Origin of the sequence: Paraburkholderia sp. LEh10, from assembly GCF_017814945.1 — a bacterium.
GTDB lineage: Bacteria > Pseudomonadota > Gammaproteobacteria > Burkholderiales > Burkholderiaceae > Paraburkholderia.
Map to the genome: position 1 here is coordinate 42,395 of NZ_JAGIPX010000036.1, position 19,141 is coordinate 61,535.

General features: G+C 62.1%; 18 protein-coding genes and 1 tRNA gene. All 19 read left to right on the forward strand.

All coding sequences use genetic code 11. From position 1 onward, the window contains the following. Positions 1–56 precede the first annotated feature (56 nt). The 19 genes from J8I87_RS26545 to nuoL all read left to right on the forward strand — a co-directional run bounded on the left by J8I87_RS26545 (position 57) and on the right by nuoL (position 19,134). Positions 57–1,346: a branched-chain amino acid ABC transporter substrate-binding protein gene (locus tag J8I87_RS26545; protein WP_209935036.1), complete on the forward strand. Its 1,290-nt coding sequence runs from the start codon at positions 57–59 to the stop codon at positions 1,344–1,346. Between the two features lie 168 nt (positions 1,347–1,514). Next, positions 1,515–1,784, forward strand: coding sequence for a 30S ribosomal protein S15 (gene rpsO / locus J8I87_RS26550; RefSeq protein ID WP_209935037.1), 270 nt, complete (start codon positions 1,515–1,517; stop codon positions 1,782–1,784). 314 nt (positions 1,785–2,098) lie between these two features. Further along, positions 2,099–4,237, forward strand: coding sequence for a polyribonucleotide nucleotidyltransferase (gene pnp, locus J8I87_RS26555; RefSeq protein WP_209935038.1), 2,139 nt, complete (start codon positions 2,099–2,101; stop codon positions 4,235–4,237). A 128-nt stretch (positions 4,238–4,365) separates the two neighbouring features. Further along, positions 4,366–5,382, forward strand: a complete 1,017-nt coding sequence (locus J8I87_RS26560; RefSeq protein ID WP_209935039.1) for an NAD(P)H-quinone oxidoreductase — start codon at positions 4,366–4,368, stop codon at positions 5,380–5,382. A 155-nt stretch (positions 5,383–5,537) separates the two neighbouring features. After that, positions 5,538–6,317, forward strand: coding sequence for a triose-phosphate isomerase (gene tpiA / locus J8I87_RS26565; protein ID WP_209935040.1), 780 nt, complete (start codon positions 5,538–5,540; stop codon positions 6,315–6,317). Positions 6,318–6,396: 79 nt separating this feature from the next. Continuing rightward, positions 6,397–6,786 (forward strand): preprotein translocase subunit SecG, encoded by a 390-nt coding sequence (gene secG, locus J8I87_RS26570; RefSeq protein ID WP_209935042.1) that lies wholly within the window; start codon positions 6,397–6,399, stop codon positions 6,784–6,786. Between the two features lie 112 nt (positions 6,787–6,898). Then, positions 6,899–6,983 (forward strand) — tRNA-Leu (locus J8I87_RS26575). Between the two features lie 172 nt (positions 6,984–7,155). Continuing rightward, positions 7,156–7,515, forward strand: a complete 360-nt coding sequence (locus J8I87_RS26580) for an NADH-quinone oxidoreductase subunit A (RefSeq protein ID WP_007588164.1) — start codon at positions 7,156–7,158, stop codon at positions 7,513–7,515. A gap of 62 nt (positions 7,516–7,577) precedes the next feature. Then, the gene (locus J8I87_RS26585; RefSeq protein WP_006052903.1) at positions 7,578–8,057 is read left to right on the forward strand and encodes a NuoB/complex I 20 kDa subunit family protein; all 480 of its coding nucleotides are present in this window, start codon (positions 7,578–7,580) and stop codon (positions 8,055–8,057) included. A 21-nt stretch (positions 8,058–8,078) separates the two neighbouring features. Then, positions 8,079–8,681: an NADH-quinone oxidoreductase subunit C gene (locus tag J8I87_RS26590; RefSeq protein ID WP_209935043.1), complete on the forward strand. Its 603-nt coding sequence runs from the start codon at positions 8,079–8,081 to the stop codon at positions 8,679–8,681. Between the two features lie 9 nt (positions 8,682–8,690). Beyond that, positions 8,691–9,944, forward strand: a complete 1,254-nt coding sequence (locus tag J8I87_RS26595) for an NADH-quinone oxidoreductase subunit D (RefSeq protein WP_209935044.1) — start codon at positions 8,691–8,693, stop codon at positions 9,942–9,944. A 159-nt stretch (positions 9,945–10,103) separates the two neighbouring features. Further along, on the forward strand, positions 10,104–10,589 hold the full coding sequence (gene nuoE / locus J8I87_RS26600) for an NADH-quinone oxidoreductase subunit NuoE (protein ID WP_209935045.1): 486 nt from the start codon (positions 10,104–10,106) through the stop codon (positions 10,587–10,589). Next, positions 10,586–11,914, forward strand: coding sequence for an NADH-quinone oxidoreductase subunit NuoF (gene nuoF, locus J8I87_RS26605; protein ID WP_209935046.1), 1,329 nt, complete (start codon positions 10,586–10,588; stop codon positions 11,912–11,914). The genes nuoE and nuoF overlap by 4 nt, the downstream gene beginning before the upstream one ends. A 96-nt stretch (positions 11,915–12,010) precedes the next feature. Further along, on the forward strand, positions 12,011–14,344 hold the full coding sequence (gene nuoG / locus J8I87_RS26610; protein ID WP_209935047.1) for an NADH-quinone oxidoreductase subunit NuoG: 2,334 nt from the start codon (positions 12,011–12,013) through the stop codon (positions 14,342–14,344). Beyond that, a complete protein-coding gene (nuoH, locus tag J8I87_RS26615) occupies positions 14,345–15,409 on the forward strand; it encodes an NADH-quinone oxidoreductase subunit NuoH (RefSeq protein ID WP_209935049.1) in 1,065 nt (354 codons plus the stop codon). 14 nt (positions 15,410–15,423) lie between these two features. Further along, positions 15,424–15,912: an NADH-quinone oxidoreductase subunit NuoI gene (nuoI, locus tag J8I87_RS26620; protein ID WP_012401389.1), complete on the forward strand. Its 489-nt coding sequence runs from the start codon at positions 15,424–15,426 to the stop codon at positions 15,910–15,912. 148 nt (positions 15,913–16,060) lie between these two features. Continuing rightward, entirely contained in the window at positions 16,061–16,729 is a 669-nt protein-coding gene (locus J8I87_RS26625; protein WP_209935050.1) for an NADH-quinone oxidoreductase subunit J, read from the forward strand. Between the two features lie 17 nt (positions 16,730–16,746). Then, positions 16,747–17,052: an NADH-quinone oxidoreductase subunit NuoK gene (gene nuoK, locus J8I87_RS26630; protein ID WP_007588140.1), complete on the forward strand. Its 306-nt coding sequence runs from the start codon at positions 16,747–16,749 to the stop codon at positions 17,050–17,052. A gap of 18 nt (positions 17,053–17,070) precedes the next feature. Continuing rightward, positions 17,071–19,134, forward strand: coding sequence for an NADH-quinone oxidoreductase subunit L (gene nuoL, locus J8I87_RS26635; protein WP_209935051.1), 2,064 nt, complete (start codon positions 17,071–17,073; stop codon positions 19,132–19,134). Positions 19,135–19,141: the final 7 nt, after the last annotated feature.

The following is a 19,141-nucleotide window of genomic DNA, read 5'->3' on the forward strand; positions in this document are numbered from 1 at the left end:
TTGCGAGGTGCGCGCCGCCTATGATCCGCGCTTCGATCGACAGTTGAGATGCGCTGATGAAAGCAAAGTGGACGAAGGCGATTGCGGCGACCGCGGCGATGATGGCGATGGCGCTGACGGCGGGCGCTCACGCGCAAAATGCGCCGACGGGCGCGCCGATCCGCATCGCGATGATCGAAGGCATGTCCGGCCCGTTCGCGAACGCAGGCGCGGCCGTCGAGCGGAATCTGCGCTTCGGCGTCGAAACGGTCAATGCGCGCGGCGGCGTGAAGCTCGCGGACGGCGTCCATCCGCTGGAACTCGTCGTGCTCGACAGCAAAGGCAGCGCCGAAGAAGCGCTCGTGCAGCTGCGCGCGGCTGCCGACAGGCACATTGGCTTCATTGCGCAAGGCAACAGTTCGGCCGTGGCGGCGGCGCTTCTCGCTGCCATCGACAGGCAGAACGCGCGCGAGCCGGACAATCGCGCGCTGTTCCTCAACTATTCCGCCGACGATCCGGCGCTCACCAACGCGAGCTGCAGCTTCTGGCACTTCCGCTTCGATGCGCACGCGGGCATGCGGATGGATGCGCTCGCCGACGTGATGGAGCGCGACAAATCGGTGAAGAAGGTCTATCTGCTGAATCAGGACTATAGCTTCGGTCATGACGTCAGCACGCTGGCGCGCGCGGCGCTCTCCGCGAAACGTCCCGATATCGCCGTGGTCGGCGACGAGTTTCATCCGATTGGCCGCGTGAAGGATTTCGCGCCATACGTCGCGAAGATCCGCGCAAGCGGCGCGGATGCCGTGGTCACGGGCAACTGGGGCAATGATCTGACGCTGCTCGTGAAGGCGGCGCGCGAGCAGGGCCTCGACACGAAGTTCTATACGTTCTACGGCAATAGCCTCGGCGCGCCCGCCGCGCTCGGCGATGCGGGCGTCAAGCGCGTGATCGCCGTCGCCGACTGGCATCCGAACGCAGGCGGCGCGGCGTCGGACGCGTGGTATGCGGCGTTCCGCCAGCGTTTCCCCGCCGCGCAGGACGACTACCCGGTGCTGCGCATGCCGCTGATGATCGGGATGCTGGCGGCGGCGATGAACCGCGCGGGCAGCGCGCAGCCGGAACAAGTCGCGAAGGCGCTGGAAGGCATGAAGTACGAGCAGAACGAGGGCGGCTTCCACGCATCGTGGATGCGCGCCGAGGACCACCAGCTGATCCAGCCCCTTTACGTGATGGAGATGGACAAGGCGGGCACACCCGGCGTCCATTTCGACAACGAAGGCTCGGGCTACGGCTTCCGAACGGTGCTGGGATTGCCGGCCGCGCGTACCGTCGCGCCGACGACCTGCAGGATGAAGCGGCCCTGATGACGCGATGCCGGGTTCGGCGCCAGTCCTGCTTGCTGCTCGAAACCTGCCCGAAACCGTGTGGTTCGCCGGATGAGCGGGCTGTGCTACAATACGCGACTCGTTTTGTTGTAACCCACGGCACGGCCCTTCTTCCGTGACCGCCTGTCTGATTCAAAGGAAATCCACATGTCCGTAGCTGAAATCAAGAAATCCGACGTCGTCGCGCAATTCGCACGTGGCGCCAACGACACCGGCTCCCCCGAAGTTCAGGTCGCTCTGCTGACCACGCGCATCAACGAACTGACGGTCCACTTCAAGGCACACGCAAAGGACCACCACAGCCGTCGCGGTCTGCTGCGCATGGTGAGCCGTCGTCGCAAGCTGCTCGACTACCTGAAGGGCAAGGACGCCGACCGTTACCGCGCTCTGATCGAGAAGCTGGGTCTGCGTAAGTAATCGGACGCATCGGACTTTCTGTCAGCAAGATGCCTGTGTCAGTTCTGCTGATACAGGCATTTTGTTTTTCAACGGTGCGCTTCGTGTGAGGTTTGCCGTTGCATCACCCGTCTGGCGTGCCGGTTGCGTCGCGGGTAAAACGAATCAAAACCGGGCTTCAGGGTAGGGCGCTGTGTCATTCCAGCGGTTCGCGTGCAAGTGAGTGCATCCACGTGATTCTCTGGAATGGCATAACACTCCTCTACCCGAAAGGCCTCGGTCCTGAAGCTGCCGCGCGGTCTGGCGCGGCATGACTAAAAGATCCAGGAGGACAAATGTCTATGTTTAACAAGGTCGTCAAAGAGTTCAAGTGGGGCCAGCATACGGTTCGCATGGAAACGGGTGAAATCGCCCGCCAGGCGAGCGGCGCTGTGCTCGTCGACGTCGGTGACACCGTCGTGCTGGCGACCGTCGTCGGCGCGAAGACGGCGAAGCCGGGCCAGGACTTCTTCCCGCTGACCGTCGACTACATCGAAAAGACCTATTCGGCAGGCAAGATTCCGGGCGGCTTCTTCCGCCGTGAAGGCCGTCCGTCGGAAGGCGAAACGCTGATTTCGCGCCTGATCGACCGTCCGCTGCGTCCGCTGTTCCCGGAAGGCTTCTACAACGAAGTGCAGGTCGTCGTGCACGTGATGTCGATCAACCCGGAAGTCCCGGCCGACATCCCGGCGCTGATCGGCGCGTCGGCGGCGCTCGCCGTGTCGGGCCTGCCGTTCAACGGCCCCGTCGGCGCAGCGCGCGTCGCGTACATCAACAACGAGTACGTGCTGAACCCGACCCGTTCGCAAGTCAAGGAATCGCGTCTGGACCTCGTCGTCGCCGGCACGGAGCGCGCGGTGCTGATGGTCGAATCGGAAGCGGATCAACTGCCGGAAGACGTGATGCTGGGCGCTGTCGTGTTCGGTCATGAGCAGATGCAAACGGCCATCGACGCGATCCATGAACTCGTTCGTGAAGGCGGCAAGCCCGAGTGGGACTGGCAGCCGGCGCCGAAGAACGAAGCGCTGATCTCGCGCGTCAACGAAATCGCCTACGCCGATCTGGCCGCGGCTTACCAGACGCGCGACAAGCAGGCTCGCTCGACGCGCCTGAAGGAAATCTACGCAGCAACGCAGACGAAGCTGGAAGAAGAAGCGGCGAGCGCGGGCACCGTGGCAGCCGACAAGGCGTCCGTCGGCAACGTGCTGTTCGACATCGAGGCGAAGATCGTCCGTTCGCAGATCCTGAACGGCGAGCCGCGTATCGACGGCCGCGACACCCGCACGGTGCGCCCGATCGAAATCCGCACGGGCGTGCTGCCGCGCACGCACGGTTCGGCGCTCTTCACGCGTGGCGAAACGCAGGCGCTCGTCGTCGCGACGCTTGGTACGAAGGGCGACGAGCAGATCATCGACGCGCTCGAAGGCGAGTACCGCGACCGCTTCATGCTCCACTACAACATGCCGCCGTTCGCGACGGGCGAAACGGGCCGCGTCGGCTCGCCGAAGCGCCGCGAAATCGGCCACGGCCGCCTCGCGAAGCGCGCGCTGGTCGCGTGCCTGCCGAGCGCCGACGAATTCGGCTACTCGATTCGCGTCGTGTCGGAAATCACCGAGTCGAACGGTTCGTCGTCGATGGCGTCGGTGTGCGGCGGCTGCCTCGCGCTGATGGACGCCGGCGTGCCGATGAAGGCGCACGTCGCGGGCATCGCGATGGGCCTGATCCTCGAAGGCAACAAGTTTGCCGTGCTGACCGACATCCTCGGCGATGAAGATCACCTCGGCGACATGGACTTCAAGGTGGCGGGCACGGCTGACGGCGTGACGGCGCTGCAGATGGACATCAAGATCCAGGGCATCACGAAGGAGATCATGCAGGTGGCGCTCGCACAGGCGAAGGAAGGCCGCATGCACATCCTCGGCAAGATGACGTCGGCGGTGTCGGGCGTGAACACGGAACTGTCGGCTTACGCGCCGCGCATGATCACCATCAAGATCAATCCCGAAAAGATCCGCGACGTGATCGGCAAGGGCGGTTCGGTGATCCGCGCGCTGACGGAAGAAACGGGCACGACGATCGACATTTCGGACGACGGCGTCGTCACGATCGCGAGCACGAGCAGCGAAGGCATGGCCGAGGCGAAGAAGCGCATCGAGAACATCACGGCGGAAGTCGAGGTGGGTCAGGTGTACGAAGGCACGGTGCTCAAGCTGCTGGACTTCGGCGCGATCGTGAACCTGCTGCCGGGCAAGGACGGCCTGCTGCACATCTCCGAGATCGCCAACGAGCGCATCAAGGACATCAACGACTATCTGAAGGAAGGCCAGCAAGTGAAGGTCAAGGTCATCCAGACGGACGAGAAGGGTCGTGTGCGTCTGTCGGCGAAGGCGCTTCTGAACGAAGCAGCACAGACGGAGCCGACGCCGCAGCAGTAACGCGGTGAAAGTGGACGGCCGGCAGCGTGGAAGCGCGCCGGCCGTTTTTCATGTAGGGTGGATTGCAGTGCGAACTGGTTTCTCCGTAACCGGTTCACAGCGCAATCCAGTCCTGGGGAGAGACGACGATGAACGCAATCGAAATCACCGAATTCGGTGCGCCGGAAGTCTTGAAACTCGCCGAGCGGCCAATGCCCGAACCGAAGACGGGCGAAGTGCTGATCAAGGTGGCTGCGTCGGGCGTGAACCGGCCGGACGTGTTTCAGCGCAAGGGCGGCTATGCGCCGCCGCCGGGCGCGTCGGATCTGCCGGGGCTTGAAGTCGCGGGCGAAATCGTCGGCGGAAATATCGACGAGAAGCGCAACCCGTTCGGTCTGAAGATCGGCGACCACGTGTGCGCGCTGATGGCGGGCGGCGGCTATGCGGAATATGCGGCCGTGCCGCTGCTGCAATGCCTGCCCGTGCCGGCGGGCTTGTCGGATGTCGAGGCGGCCGCGTTGCCCGAGACGTTCTTCACCGTCTGGAGCAACGTGTTTGACCGCGCGATGCTCGGCAAGGGCGAGGGCGGCGAGAACGAAACGTTCCTCGTGCAGGGCGGTTCGAGCGGTATCGGCGTGACGGCGATCCAGATTGCGCATGCGCTCGGCTTTCGTGTATTCGCGACGGCGGGCAACGACGAAAAGTGCCGTGCGTGCGAAGCGATCGGCGCGGAGCGCGCGATCAACTACAAGACGGAAGATTTCGTCGAAGTGATCAAGTCGCTCACCAATGATCGCGGGGTCGACGTGATCCTCGACATGGTTGCCGGAAGCTACGTGCCGCGCGAGCTGAAGGCGCTCGCCGACGGCGGCCGCCTCGTGATCATCGCGTTGCTGGGCGGCGCGAAGGCCGAAGTGAACCTGAACGATATTCTGCGTCGCCGGCTGACGGTGACGGGATCGACGCTGCGGCCGCGTCCCGTCGAGTTCAAGGCGAAGATCGCCGCGCAACTGAAGGAGCATGTATGGCCGCACCTCGAAGACGGCACGATCAAGCCGGTGATCTACAAGGTGTTCCCGGCGGCGCAGGCAGCACAGGCGCACGAACTGATGGAAAGCAGCGCGCACGTCGGCAAGATCGTACTGAATTGGGGCGCGGGTGCTTGACAGCGGCCATTTAATTGAGTTTGACCCGGTCTGTCAGCACACAGTAAAATCGCATGTTTTGCGCGTTCTGCATGGTTTTTGCATGCGGACAGGGTAGCGAGCGCTGACGAAGCGGACGCGTTCAACACCCGTACCACGATAAAACGAGCGAGACGATGGCGAATCAACGAGCAAAACTGGTAGTCGGCAACTGGAAGCTGCATGGTCGGCTCGCCGATAACCGCGTGCTGCTGCAAGCGGTATCGAGCGGCGCCGACGATCTTCCGGACGATGTGCGAGTCGGCGTATGCGTGCCGTGTCCTTACCTCGCGCAAGCGCAGACGCTGCTCGAAAGTGGTCGCGTCGCGTGGGGCGTGCAGGACATCTCCGCGTACACGCATGGTGCATACACGGGCGAAGTCGCCGCTGAAATGGCCGCTGAATTCGGCGCGTCGTTTGCGATCGTCGGACACTCGGAGCGTCGTGCCTATCATTGCGAAAGTGCTGATCTGGTCGCGATAAAGGCGGAGCGCGCGCTCGAGGCAGGTTTGACGCCGATCGTTTGCGTCGGTGAAACGCTCGAAGAGCGCGAGGCCGGCAAGACCGAGCAGATCGTAGGCGGGCAACTCGATGCCGTGCTCGCAAGGCTGTCGGTGGAGAGTGCGGCCCGGATCGTCGTGGCTTACGAGCCCGTCTGGGCAATCGGCACGGGCAAGAGCGCGACGGCGCAGCAGGCGCAGGACGTTCACGCGTTCTTGCGTGCGCGTCTCGCGGCAAAGGGTGATGATGTCGCGGACGTGTCGCTGTTGTACGGCGGCAGCGTAAAGCCCGAGAACGCCGAAGAGTTGTTCAGTCAGCCGGACATCGACGGCGGCCTGATTGGCGGCGCATCGTTGAAGGACAAGGATTTCCTGGCAATCTGCGGTGCAGCTGTCGCGGCCACCGCCGCGCGTTGAACGCAGTGCCCGGGCGAGGATGACCCATTGCGTGCAGCATGTCGTGCTGTGCGGTTAAATAAAGACTCAGGTGAGTGTGATGCTGTATTTGAAAACATTGATCATTGTCGTGCAGTTGCTGTCGGCGCTTGGCGTCATCGGCCTCGTGCTGTTGCAACACGGCAAGGGCGCCGACATGGGCGCGGCTTTCGGTAGTGGTGCATCGGGCAGTCTCTTCGGCGCGACAGGCTCTGCTAATTTTCTGTCACGTACCACTGCGATACTGGCAGCCGTGTTCTTCGTGACCACGTTGGCGTTGACGTATCTCGGCGCATATCATTCGAAACCTTCGGCAGGCGTGCTGGGTGGCATGCCCGCATCGGCTCCTGTGGCTGCCTCGGTTGCGCCTGCTGCTTCGGCGCCCGCTAATGCATCGGCTGCTATTGCTGCATCTGCAGCTTCTGCGCCAGGCCAGGATGTGCCGAAATAAATTTTCGAAGAAAACGCGTTTGTGCGTTGAACAAACTGTTTAACCGGGTTACAATTCAAGTCTTGAAGCGATTCGCGGGTTTTACAAGTTGTTTTCCCGGATTGCAGACAGTGCCGACGTGGTGAAATTGGTAGACACGCTATCTTGAGGGGGTAGTGGCGAAAGCTGTGCGAGTTCGAGTCTCGCCGTCGGCACCAATGTTATCTAATGCCAGCCGCTTGCTTCAGCTTCGGCTGGCATTTTCACTTCTAGGGTTGTGTTTGCTGTGTGCTTTCAACATCAAGCAGCCCGAAGTGTTTCGCGTCAGGGGTTGTTCGAAGTAGTCCACGTCTCCTGACGTCACTCAGAACCAACCGATTGAGGATAGCTTTGAACCTCGCAGCCTATTTCCCCGTATTGTTGTTCCTCCTCGTGGGCACCGGTTTAGGCGTAGCACTGGTCAGTATCGGCAAGATCCTCGGTCCGAATCGCCCGGACACCGAAAAGAACGCACCGTACGAGTGCGGCTTCGAAGCATTCGAAGATGCGCGCATGAAGTTCGATGTGCGCTACTACCTGGTTGCCATTCTCTTCATCATTTTCGACCTTGAAACGGCATTCCTGTTTCCGTGGGGCGTTGCCCTGCGCGATATCGGCTGGCCCGGCTTCATTTCGATGATGATTTTTCTGCTCGAATTCCTGCTGGGCTTCGCCTATATCTGGAAGAAAGGTGGTCTTGACTGGGAATGACGGGTTAATCGCCGGTGTGCATGGGTGGCGATGGCTCGCCGCCCGTCTGGAGTGGAAAACAAATGAGTATCGAAGGGGTCTTGAAGGAAGGGTTTGTCACCACCACGGCTGACAAGCTGATCAACTGGACGCGTACCGGTTCCCTGTGGCCGATGACGTTCGGTCTCGCGTGTTGCGCGGTCGAGATGATGCATGCGGGCGCTGCCCGTTATGACCTTGACCGTTTCGGCGTGGTGTTCCGTCCGAGTCCGCGTCAGTCGGATGTGATGATCGTCGCCGGCACACTGTGCAACAAGATGGCGCCTGCGCTGCGCAAGGTCTACGACCAGATGGCCGAGCCGCGCTGGGTGATCTCGATGGGTTCGTGCGCGAACGGCGGCGGCTACTATCACTACTCGTATTCGGTGGTGCGTGGCTGCGACCGCATCGTGCCAGTCGATGTGTATGTGCCGGGCTGCCCGCCTACGGCTGAAGCGCTGGTGTACGGCGTGATCCAGTTGCAGGCGAAGATCCGCCGCACCAATACCATCGCCCGTCAATAAGGCCAGAGCCTCCCCCACAATATGGCAAGCAAACTCGAGACCCTCAAAGCGAACCTCGAGGCGGCCTTTGGCGGCCGCCTGACGAGCATCACCGAATCCATCGGTGAGCTGACCATTGTCGTGAAGGCGGGTGATTACCTCGAAGTGGCGAGGCGTCTGCGCGATGACGCGACGCTGCGCTTCGAGCAGTTGATCGACCTGTGCGGTATCGACTATCAAACCTACGGCGAAGGCGCTTACGAAGGTCCGCGTTTTGCCGCCGTCCTGCATCTGCTGTCCATCTCGAACAACTGGCGCCTGCGCGTACGTGTGTTTGCGCCGGACGACGAAGTGCCCCTCGTCGCGTCCGTCGTCGACATCTGGAACTCGGCCAACTGGTATGAGCGCGAAGCGTTCGATCTGTACGGCATCGTCTTCGAGGGTCACCCGGACCTGCGCCGCATCCTGACCGATTACGGTTTCATCGGTCATCCGTTCCGCAAGGATTTCCCGGTTTCCGGCTACGTCGAAATGCGTTATGACCCGGAAGAGAAGCGCGTCGTCTATCAGCCGGTGACGATCGAGCCTCGGGAAATCACACCGCGCGTGATCCGCGAGGATCGCTATGGCGGTCTGAAACACTAAGAGAACGCCATGGCAGAGATCAAGAACTACACGCTCAACTTCGGACCGCAGCACCCGGCAGCGCACGGCGTGCTGCGCCTCGTGCTCGAACTCGACGGCGAGGTGATCCAGCGCGCCGATCCGCATATCGGCCTGTTGCACCGCGCGACTGAAAAGCTCGCGGAAAGCAAGACTTTCATTCAGTCGGTGCCGTACATGGACCGTCTCGACTATGTGTCGATGATGGTCAACGAGCACGGCTATGTGCTGGCCATCGAAAAGCTGCTCGGCATCGACGTGCCCATCCGTGCCCAATACATTCGCGTGCTGTTCGACGAAATCACGCGCGTGCTGAACCACTTGATGTGGATCGGCGCGCACGCACTCGACGTCGGCGCGATGGCCGTGTTTCTCTACGCGTTCCGTGAGCGCGAAGACCTGATGGACGTCTATGAAGCGGTGTCCGGCGCACGCATGCACGCCGCGTACTATCGTCCGGGTGGCGTCTATCGCGATCTGCCGGAAGCGATGCCGCAATACAAGGCATCGAAAATTCGCAACGCGAAGGCATTGTCGCGGCTCAACGAGAACCGCCAAGGCTCGCTGCTCGACTTCATCGAAGACTTCTTCAACCGCTTCCCGAAGTGCGTCGACGAATACGAGACGCTGCTCACCGACAACCGCATCTGGAAACAGCGTCTGGTCGGCATCGGCGTCGTGAGCCCGGAGCGTGCGCTCCAGTTGGGCATGACGGGCGCGATGCTGCGCGGCTCGGGCGTCGAGTGGGATCTGCGCAAGAAGCAGCCGTACGAAGTCTACGATCAGCTCGACTTCGACATTCCCGTTGGCGTGAACGGCGATTGTTACGACCGCTATCTGGTGCGCGTCGAAGAAATGCGCCAATCCACACGCATCGCGAAACAGTGCATTGAATGGTTGCGTAAGAATCCTGGCCCTGTGATGACCGACAATCACAAGGTCGCGCCGCCGTCGCGCGTCGGCATGAAGTCGAACATGGAAGAGCTGATTCACCACTTCAAGCTCTTCACGGAAGGCTTCCATGTGCCGGAAGGCGAAGCGTACGCGGCCGTCGAGCATCCGAAGGGCGAGTTCGGCATCTATCTCGTGTCGGACGGCGCGAACAAGCCGTATCGCCTGAAGATTCGCGCGCCGGGCTATGCGCATCTGTCCGCGCTCGACGAAATGGCGCGCGGTCACATGATCGCCGACGCCGTGACGATCATCGGCACGCAGGACATCGTGTTCGGTGAAGTGGATCGCTAGCCGGTCTTCATAAGCGGTATTCATCAAGGCGCGCGCTCACGAAGCCGATAAAGCATTAGAAGCTGGGTGCGCGTCAAGCAAAGGAACGCCGGGTCTGTCGCAACATGCAGTGCGCGACAGGTTTTCGTTCGGTAGGAATTGAAAGAGTCGTGTCTGAAAATGATCTCAGCTGAAGGCCTGAAAGAAATCGATCGTGCGATCGCGAAGTACCCCGCCGATCAGAAACAGTCCGCCGTGATGTCGGCGTTGGCGATCGGTCAGGAGGAGCATGGCTGGCTGTCGCCCGAACTGATGCAGTTCGTCGCGGACTATCTCGGCATGCCGGCAGTCGCCGTGCAGGAGGTCGCGACCTTCTACACGATGTACGAGACGTCGCCCGTCGGCAAACACAAGATCACGCTCTGCACGAACCTGCCGTGCCAGCTCGGTCCCGATGGCGGTTCGGACAGCGCCGCCGAATATCTGAAGCAGAAGCTCGGCATCGACTTCGGCGAAACTACGGCGGACGGCAAGTTCACCCTCAAAGAGGGCGAATGCATGGGTTCGTGCGGCGACGCCCCCGTGCTGCTCGTGAACAACCATCGTATGTGCAGCTTCATGAGCCGCGAGAAGATCGACCAGCTGCTCGAGGAACTTTCGAAATGACGTCTTTACACGATCGTCACATCAAACCGCTGATTCTCGCCGGCCTGAACGGCGACAACTGGCATCTTCAGGATTACGTGGCGCGCGGGGGCTACAAGCAGCTGCGCCGCATTCTCGAAGAAAAGATTGCGCCCGAGCAGGTGATCGCCGACGTGAAGGCTTCGGGCTTGCGTGGCCGCGGCGGTGCGGGCTTCCCGACCGGCCTCAAGTGGAGCTTCATGCCACGTCAGTTTCCGGGGCAGAAGTATCTCGTCTGCAACTCGGACGAAGGCGAGCCGGGCACGTTCAAGGACCGCGACATCCTGCGCTGGAATCCGCATGCGCTGATCGAAGGCATGGCCATCGGCGCGTACGCGATGGGCATTACCGTCGGCTACAACTACATTCACGGCGAAATCTTCGAAGTCTACAAGCGCTTTGAAGAGGCGCTGGAAGAAGCGCGCGCAGCGGGCTTCCTCGGCGACAACATCATGGGCTCGGGCTTCTCGTTCGAGCTGCACGCGCACCACGGTTACGGCGCGTACATCTGCGGCGAGGAAACCGCGCTGCTCGAATCGCTGGAAGGCAAGAAGGGCCAGCCGCGCTTCAAGCCGCCTTTCCCGGCGAGCTTCGGCGTGTACGGCAAGCCGACCACGATTAACAACACAGAAACGTTCGCAGCCGTGCCGTTCCTGCTGGCGGTCGGTCCGCAGACTTACCTGGAAATGGGCAAGCCGAACAACGGCGGCACGAAGATCTTCTCGGTGTCGGGTGACGTCGAGCGTCCGGGCAACTATGAGATCCCGCTTGGCACGCCGTTCTCGACGCTAATGGAACTCGCAGGCGGCATGCGCGGCGGCAAGAAGATCAAGGCCGTGATCCCGGGTGGGTCGTCGGCGCCCGTGGTTCCGGGCGACATCATGATGCAAACCGACATGGACTACGATTCGATCGCGAAGGCGGGTTCGATGCTCGGTTCGGGCGCCGTGATCGTGATGGACGAGACGCGCTGCATGGTGCGCTCGTTGTTGCGCCTGTCGTACTTCTATTACGAGGAGTCGTGCGGTCAGTGCACGCCATGCCGCGAAGGCACGGGCTGGCTGTATCGCGTCGTGCATCGCATCGAGCACGGTCTGGGCCGCAACGAAGATCTGGATCTGCTGAACTCGGTCGCCGAGAACATCATGGGCCGCACGATCTGCGCGCTCGGCGATGCAGCCGCGATGCCTGTGCGAGGCATGCTCAAGCATTACTGGGACGAATTCGAGTATCACGTCGCCAACAAGCGTTGTCTCGTCGGGGGGCATGCGGGCGCAGCGGCGGCATCGGAAACGGTCGCTGCATAAAGCCACCAGAGACAACGCGGGAGCCGCCGCAACGCTGCGCGCAGCGGCGAGCGGGCGAACGATTGAGCGGTAACAGGTTAAGGAAGATTGACCATCATGGTTGAACTTGAAATAGACGGCAAGAAAGTAGAGGTGGCCGAAGGCAGCATGATCATTCAGGCTGCCCACAAGGTCGATACCTATATCCCTCACTTCTGCTATCACAAGAAGCTGTCGATTGCGGCCAACTGCCGGATGTGTCTCGTCGATGTCGAGAAGATGCCGAAGGCCGTGCCTGCATGCGCGACGCCGGTGTCGGCGGGCATGATCGTGCGCACGCAGTCGGACAAGGCAGTGAAGGGCCAGCAATCCGTGATGGAATTCCTGCTGATCAATCACCCGCTCGACTGCCCGATCTGCGACCAGGGCGGCGAATGCCAGCTGCAGGATCTGGCCGTCGGTTACGGCAAGTCGGCGTCGCGTTACAGCGAAGAGAAGCGCGTCGTGTTCCACAAGAACGTCGGACCGCTGATCTCGATGGAAGAAATGTCGCGCTGCATTCACTGCACGCGCTGTGTGCGCTTCGGCGAAGAGATCGCCGGCGTGATGGAGCTCGGCATGCTCGGCCGTGGCGAGCATTCGGAAATCACGTCGTTCGTCGGCAAGACGGTCGACTCCGAATTGTCGGGCAACATGATCGACCTGTGCCCCGTCGGCGCGCTGACCAGCAAGCCGTTCCGCTATAGCGCCCGCACGTGGGAACTGTCGCGCCGCAAGTCGGTGAGCCCGCACGACTCCGTCGGTGCGAACCTCGTCGTGCAGGTGAAGAACAACCGCGTGATGCGCGTCCTGCCGTTCGAAAACGAAGCCATCAATGAATGCTGGATTTCGGACAAGGACCGCTTCTCGTACGAAGGCCTGAACAGCGCGGAACGCCTGACGAAGCCGATGCTCAAGCAAGGCGGCCAGTGGGTCGAGACGGACTGGCAGACGGCACTCGAATACGTCGTCAAGGGTCTGAAGGGCATCAAGGCCGACCACGGCGCGAACGCGATTGCCGCGCTCGGCAGCGCGCACAGCACGGTCGAAGAACTGTTCCTGCTGAAAGAGATTGCTGAAGCGGTCGGCACGCCGAACGTCGATTTCCGTCTGCGTCAGACGGACTTCCCGGCGGGCGTGAATGGCGCACCGTGGCTCGGTACGGCCATCGCCGACCTGTCGATGCTCGACGCCGCGTTGGTGATCGGCTCGTCGCTGCGCCGCGATCACCCGTTGTTCGCCGCGCGTCTGCGCCAGGCCGCGAAGGGCGGCGCGAAGATCACGCTGCTGCAAGCCACGCGCGACGACGCGTTGATCCCGCAAGCGGCGCGCATCGCGGCGGCGCCGTCGGCATGGCTCGACGAGCTCGCGGGCATTGCTGCGGCAGTGTCGGAAGCGAAGGGCGTCGCGCTGCCGGAGGCCTTTGCAGGCGCGACGGCGTCCGAAGCCGCAAAACGGACGGCAACGGCGCTCGGCGCAGGTGAAAAGCGCGTCGTGCTGCTCGGCAACGGTGCCGTCCAGCATCCCGAGTTCTCGCGTATCCACGCAGCCGCGCAATGGATCGCCGACGCGACGGGCGCAACGCTCGGCTTCCTGACGGAAGCAGCGAACACGGTCGGCGCGCATCTCGTCGGCGCATTGCCGGGCGAGGGCGGCCTGAACGCACGCGAAGTCTTCGAGCAGCCGCGCAAGGGTTATGTGCTGCTGAACCTCGAGCCGGAATTCGATACGGCCAACCCGGCGCAAGCGCTGGCGGCGCTGAACCAGGCGGAAATGGTCGTCGTGCTGTCGCCGTTCCAAACGGGTGCCGAATACGCAGACGTGCTGCTGCCGATCGCACCGTTCACGGAAACGTCGGGCACGTTCGTCAACGCGGAAGGCACGGTGCAGATGTTCAACGGCGTCGTGCGCCCGCTCGGTGACACGCGTCCCGCATGGAAGGTGCTGCGCGTGCTGGGCAGCCTGCTCGGCGCGTCGGGTTTCGAGTACGACACGGCAGAGGAAGTGCGTGTCGCCGCGCTTGGCGACGGCGACCTCACGCCGCGCATGTCCAACCGGACGTCGGTGGCCGTTGCGCGCGGCAGCGCGGCGAAGGCGGCGAACGGCGCGTTCGAGCGCGTCGCCGATGTGCCCATCTACCACGCTGACCCGCTCGTGCGCCGCGCCGAATCGCTGCATCTGACGGCGGCCGCGCGCGCTGCGCACACGGCCGGTCTGCCGGCAGCGCTGTTCGACAAGCTGGGTTTGAAGGAAGGCGACGCAGTGCGCGTTCGTCAGGGCGATCGCTCGGTGCAGGTTCCGGCCGTGCGTGATGCGAATCTTGCGGAGACGGTCGTCCGCGTGTCGGCGGCTACGCCTGCCGGTGCAGCGCTGGGCAACCTGTTCGGTGAACTGGTGGTGGAGAAGGCGTAAATGACCTTGTTCGATACGATCAACGCGGGCGGCAGCCAACTTCTCGGTGTCGCATGGCCGACGGTGTGGGCACTCGTGCGCATCCTGGTGGTGTCCGTCGCGATCCTGCTGTGCGTGGCGTACCTGATTCTGTGGGAACGTAAGCTGATCGGCTGGATGCACGTGCGTCTCGGGCCGAACCGCGTCGGCCCCGCAGGTCTCTTGCAGCCAATCGCCGACGTGCTGAAGCTGCTGCTCAAGGAAGTCATCCAGCCGACCCAGGCGAGCCGCTGGATCTACCTGGTCGCGCCCGTAATGGTAGTGGTCCCCGCATTCGCGGTCTGGGCGGTGATCCCGTTCCAGGCAGGCGCCGTGCTCGGCGACATCAACGCGGGCCTGCTGTACGCGATCTCGATTTCGTCGATGGGCGTGTACGGCGTGATTCTCGCGGGCTGGGCGTCGAACTCGAAGTACGCGTTCCTCGGCGCGATGCGCGCGGCGGCACAGATGGTGTCGTACGAAATCTCGATGGGCTTCGCGCTCGTCGTCGTGATGATGACGGCAGGCACGATGAACCTGACGGACATCGTCGGTTCGCAGATGCGTGGCATCTTCGCGAGCCACGGTGTCACGTTCCTGTCGTGGAACTGGCTGCCGCTGCTGCCCGCCTTCGCCGTGTACTTCATTTCGGGCATCGCCGAAACGAACCGCCATCCGTTCGACGTGGTGGAAGGGGAGTCGGAAATCGTCGCCGGCCACATGATCGATTACTCGGGTATGGCGTTCGCGCTGTTCTTCCTCGCCGAGTACATCAACATGATCGTGATCTCGGCACTGGCTTCCGTCCTGTTCCTGGGCGGCTGGAGCGCGCCGTTCGAGTTCCTGTCGTTTATCCCCGGCATTTTCTGGCTGGTCCTGAAAGTCTTCTTCCTGCTGTCGGTATTCATCTGGGCGCGTGCGACGTTCCCGCGCTACCGCTATGACCAGATCATGCGTCTGGGCTGGAAGGTGTTCCTGCCTGTCACTGTGATCTGGGTGATCGTGGTCGGCCTCTGGATCATGTCGCCGTTGAATATCTGGAATTAAAGGGCGGACGAACCATGACCGCAATCCAAAACTTCTTCAAGACCTTCTTTCTGACCGAGCTGCTCAAGGGCCTCGCGCTGACGGGACGTTATACGTTCCAGCGCAAGATCACCGTGCAGTTCCCGGAAGAGAAGACCCCGATCTCGCCGCGTTTTCGTGGCCTTCACGCGCTGCGCCGCTATGAGAACGGCGAAGAGCGCTGCATCGCATGCAAGCTGTGCGAAGCGGTGTGTCCGGCGCTTGCGATCACGATCGAATCGGAAACGCGCGCGGACAACACGCGCCGCACGACGCGCTACGACATTGACCTGACCAAGTGCATTTTCTGCGGCTTCTGCGAAGAGAGCTGCCCCGTCGATTCGATCGTCGAGACGCACATTCTCGAATATCACGGCGAAAAGCGCGGCGATCTGTACTTCACGAAGGACATGCTGCTGGCAGTCGGCGACCGCTACGAAGCGGAAATCGCTGCGAACAAGGCAGCGGACGCACCGTATCGTTGATGTAGGTTGATACAGCAGTTCGACGCCGCACGGTCTGCCAGGCATAAGACCGCGCGGCGCTGCCAGACCGCTGTGGCGCGGCATCGTGCAACGTTGACGCATGCCACAGCACCAAGCCTGACGATGGCCTAACGATGAATCGGTAATCATGGACTTCACGACCGTACTGTTCTACATCTTCGCGCTACTCCTGACGGTGTCAGGGCTGAAGGTGATCACTTCGCGCAACCCGGTGGCATCCGCGTTGTTCCTCGTGCTCGCGTTCTTCAACGCGGCCGCGATCTGGATGCTGCTGCAGGCGGAATTCCTCGCGATCCTGCTGGTGCTGGTGTATGTCGGCGCGGTGATGGTGCTGTTCCTGTTCGTCGTGATGATGCTGGACATCAATCTCGACGTGCTGCGGCGCGACTTCAAGCGCTTCGTGCCGATGGCGACGGTGGTCGGCGCGATCATCGTGATCGAGACGGCGCTGATTCTGTGGCGCGGCTACGGCGCGACGGTTCAGCCCGTGCGCGACACGACGGCGGCCGTCGCCGGCGCGGCCGACTGGTCGAACACGCGCCTGATCGGCAAGATCATCTACACCGACTACATCTTCGCGTTCGAAGTGGCGGGTCTCGTGCTGCTGGTCGCGATCATCGCGGCGATCGCGCTGACCGCGCGCCACGGCAAGGACAGCAAGCGTCAGCGTGTGTCGGAGCAGGTGAAGGTGCGCCGCGAAGATCGCGTGCGCGTGGTCAAGATGGCAGCAGAGAAGGAACGTCCGGCTGAACCTGAAGCCATTACCGGCGACGCGGGCGCCGGCAAGAACAGCTGACGTAGAGGAGAAAAAACATGTTGTCCCTTGCCCATTACCTCGTGCTCGGCGCGATCCTGTTCGCGATCAGCATCGTTGGCATATTCCTGAACCGTCGCAACGTCATCATCATCCTGATGGCGATCGAACTGATGCTGCTGGCGGTCAACACGAACTTCGTCGCGTTCTCGCATTACCTCGGCGATGTGCATGGCCAGATCTTCGTGTTCTTCGTGCTGACCGTCGCGGCAGCCGAAGCGGCGATCGGCCTTGCAATTCTGGTGACCCTGTTCCGAAGCCTCGACACGATCAACGTCGAGGATCTCGATCAGCTCAAAGGTTAATTTCAGGCACAGGCTCTTATGTCTACGACACTCAATGAAAACCTGTTGCTGGCGGTTGCGCTTGCACCGCTGGCCGGCTCGCTGATTGCGGGGCTGTTCGGCAAGACGGTGGGGCGCGCGGGTGCTCACTCGGTCACGATTCTCGGCGTCGCGATCTCGTTCGTGCTGTCCTGCTTCGTGTTCCTCGACGTGCTGAACGGCGCGAGCTTCAACGCGACCGTGTACGAATGGATGACGGTCGGCAAGGTGAAGTTCGAAGTGGGCTTCCTCGTCGACACGCTGACGGCGATGATGATGTGCGTGGTGACCTTCGTGTCGCTGATGGTGCACATCTACACGATCGGCTACATGGCCGACGAAGAGACGGGTTACGAGCGCTTCTTCTCGTACATCTCGCTGTTCACGTTCTCGATGCTGATGCTCGTGATGAGCAACAACTTCCTGCAGCTGTTCTTCGGCTGGGAAGCGGTGGGTCTCGTGTCGTACCTGCTGATCGGCTTCTACTTCAAGCGTGAGAGCGCGATCTACGCGAACATGAAGGCGTTCATCGTCAACCGCGTGGGCGACTTCGGCTTCATTCTCGGCATCGGCCTGATCCTCGCGTACGGCGGCTCGATGAACTACGGCGACGTGTTCGCGAAGAGCCACGAACTGGCGTCGCTGAGCTTCCCGGGCACCGACTGGGGCCTGCTGACGGTCGCTTGCATCTGCCTCTTCATCGGCGCGATGGGCAAGTCGGCGCAGTTCCCGCTGCACGTGTGGCTGCCGGACTCGATGGAAGGCCCGACACCGATCTCCGCACTGATTCACGCGGCGACCATGGTGACGGCCGGCATCTTCATGGTGACGCGCATGTCGCCGCTGTTCGAACTGTCGGACTCGGCACTGTCGTTCATCACGGTGATCGGCGCGATCACGGCGCTGTTCATGGGCTTCCTCGGCATCGTGCAGAACGACATCAAGCGTGTCGTCGCTTACTCGACGCTGTCGCAGCTCGGCTACATGACGGTCGCGCTGGGCGTGTCCGCGTATCCCGTCGCCGTGTTCCACCTGATGACGCACGCGTTCTTCAAGGCGCTGCTGTTCCTCGGCGCGGGTTCGGTGATCATCGGCATGCACCACGACCAGGACATGCGCAACATGGGCGGCCTGCGCAAGTACATGCCGATCACGTGGATCACGTCGCTGATCGGCTCGCTTGCGCTGATCGGCACACCGTTCTTCTCGGGCTTTTATTCGAAGGACTCGATCATCGATGCGGTGAAGCTCTCGCATCTGCCGGGTTCGGGCTTCGCGTATTTCGCGGTCGTCGCGAGCGTGTTCGTGACGGCGCTGTACTCGTTCCGCATGTACTTCATGGTCTTCCACGGCCAAGAGCGCTTCCGGGGTCCGAAGCATCCCGACTCGCCGATGGGCGCGGAAGCGGCTGCGCATGGCCACGGCCATCACGGCGACCACGGCCACGGTCATGACGATCACGCTCACGAGCCGCACGAGACGCCGTGGGTGGTGTGGGTGCCGCTGGTCCTGCTCGCCATTCCGTCGATCGTGATCGGCGCAATCGGAATCGGCCCGATGCTGTATGGCGATTTCTTCCAGCACGGCGTCGCGTTCGAGAAGGTGATCTTCATCGGTGAAAACCATCCGGCGCTGCACGAGATGGCGGAAGAATTCCAGGGCTGGGCGTCGATGGGCCTGCACGCGGCATCGGGTGTGCCCGTGTGGCTGGCGCTGGCCGGTGTGGTGGTTGCGTGGTTCCTGTATCTGAAGCGTCCGGATCTGCCGGCTTCCCTGCGCCGCGCGTTCGGCCCCATCTACACGCTGCTGGATAACAAGTACTACATGGACAAGATCAACGAAGTCGTGTTCGCACGCGGCGCCGTGGCCATCGGCCGCGGGCTGTGGAAGGAAGGCGACGTCGTGGTCATCGACGGCGTTGTCAACGGAAGCGCCCGCTTTATCGGCTGGTTCGCGAGCGTGATCCGTTTCCTGCAATCGGGTTACATCTACCACTACGCATTCGCCATGATCATCGGCATGCTGGGGCTCTTGACCCTGTTTGTAACGCTTGGCGGCAAATAAGAACAGG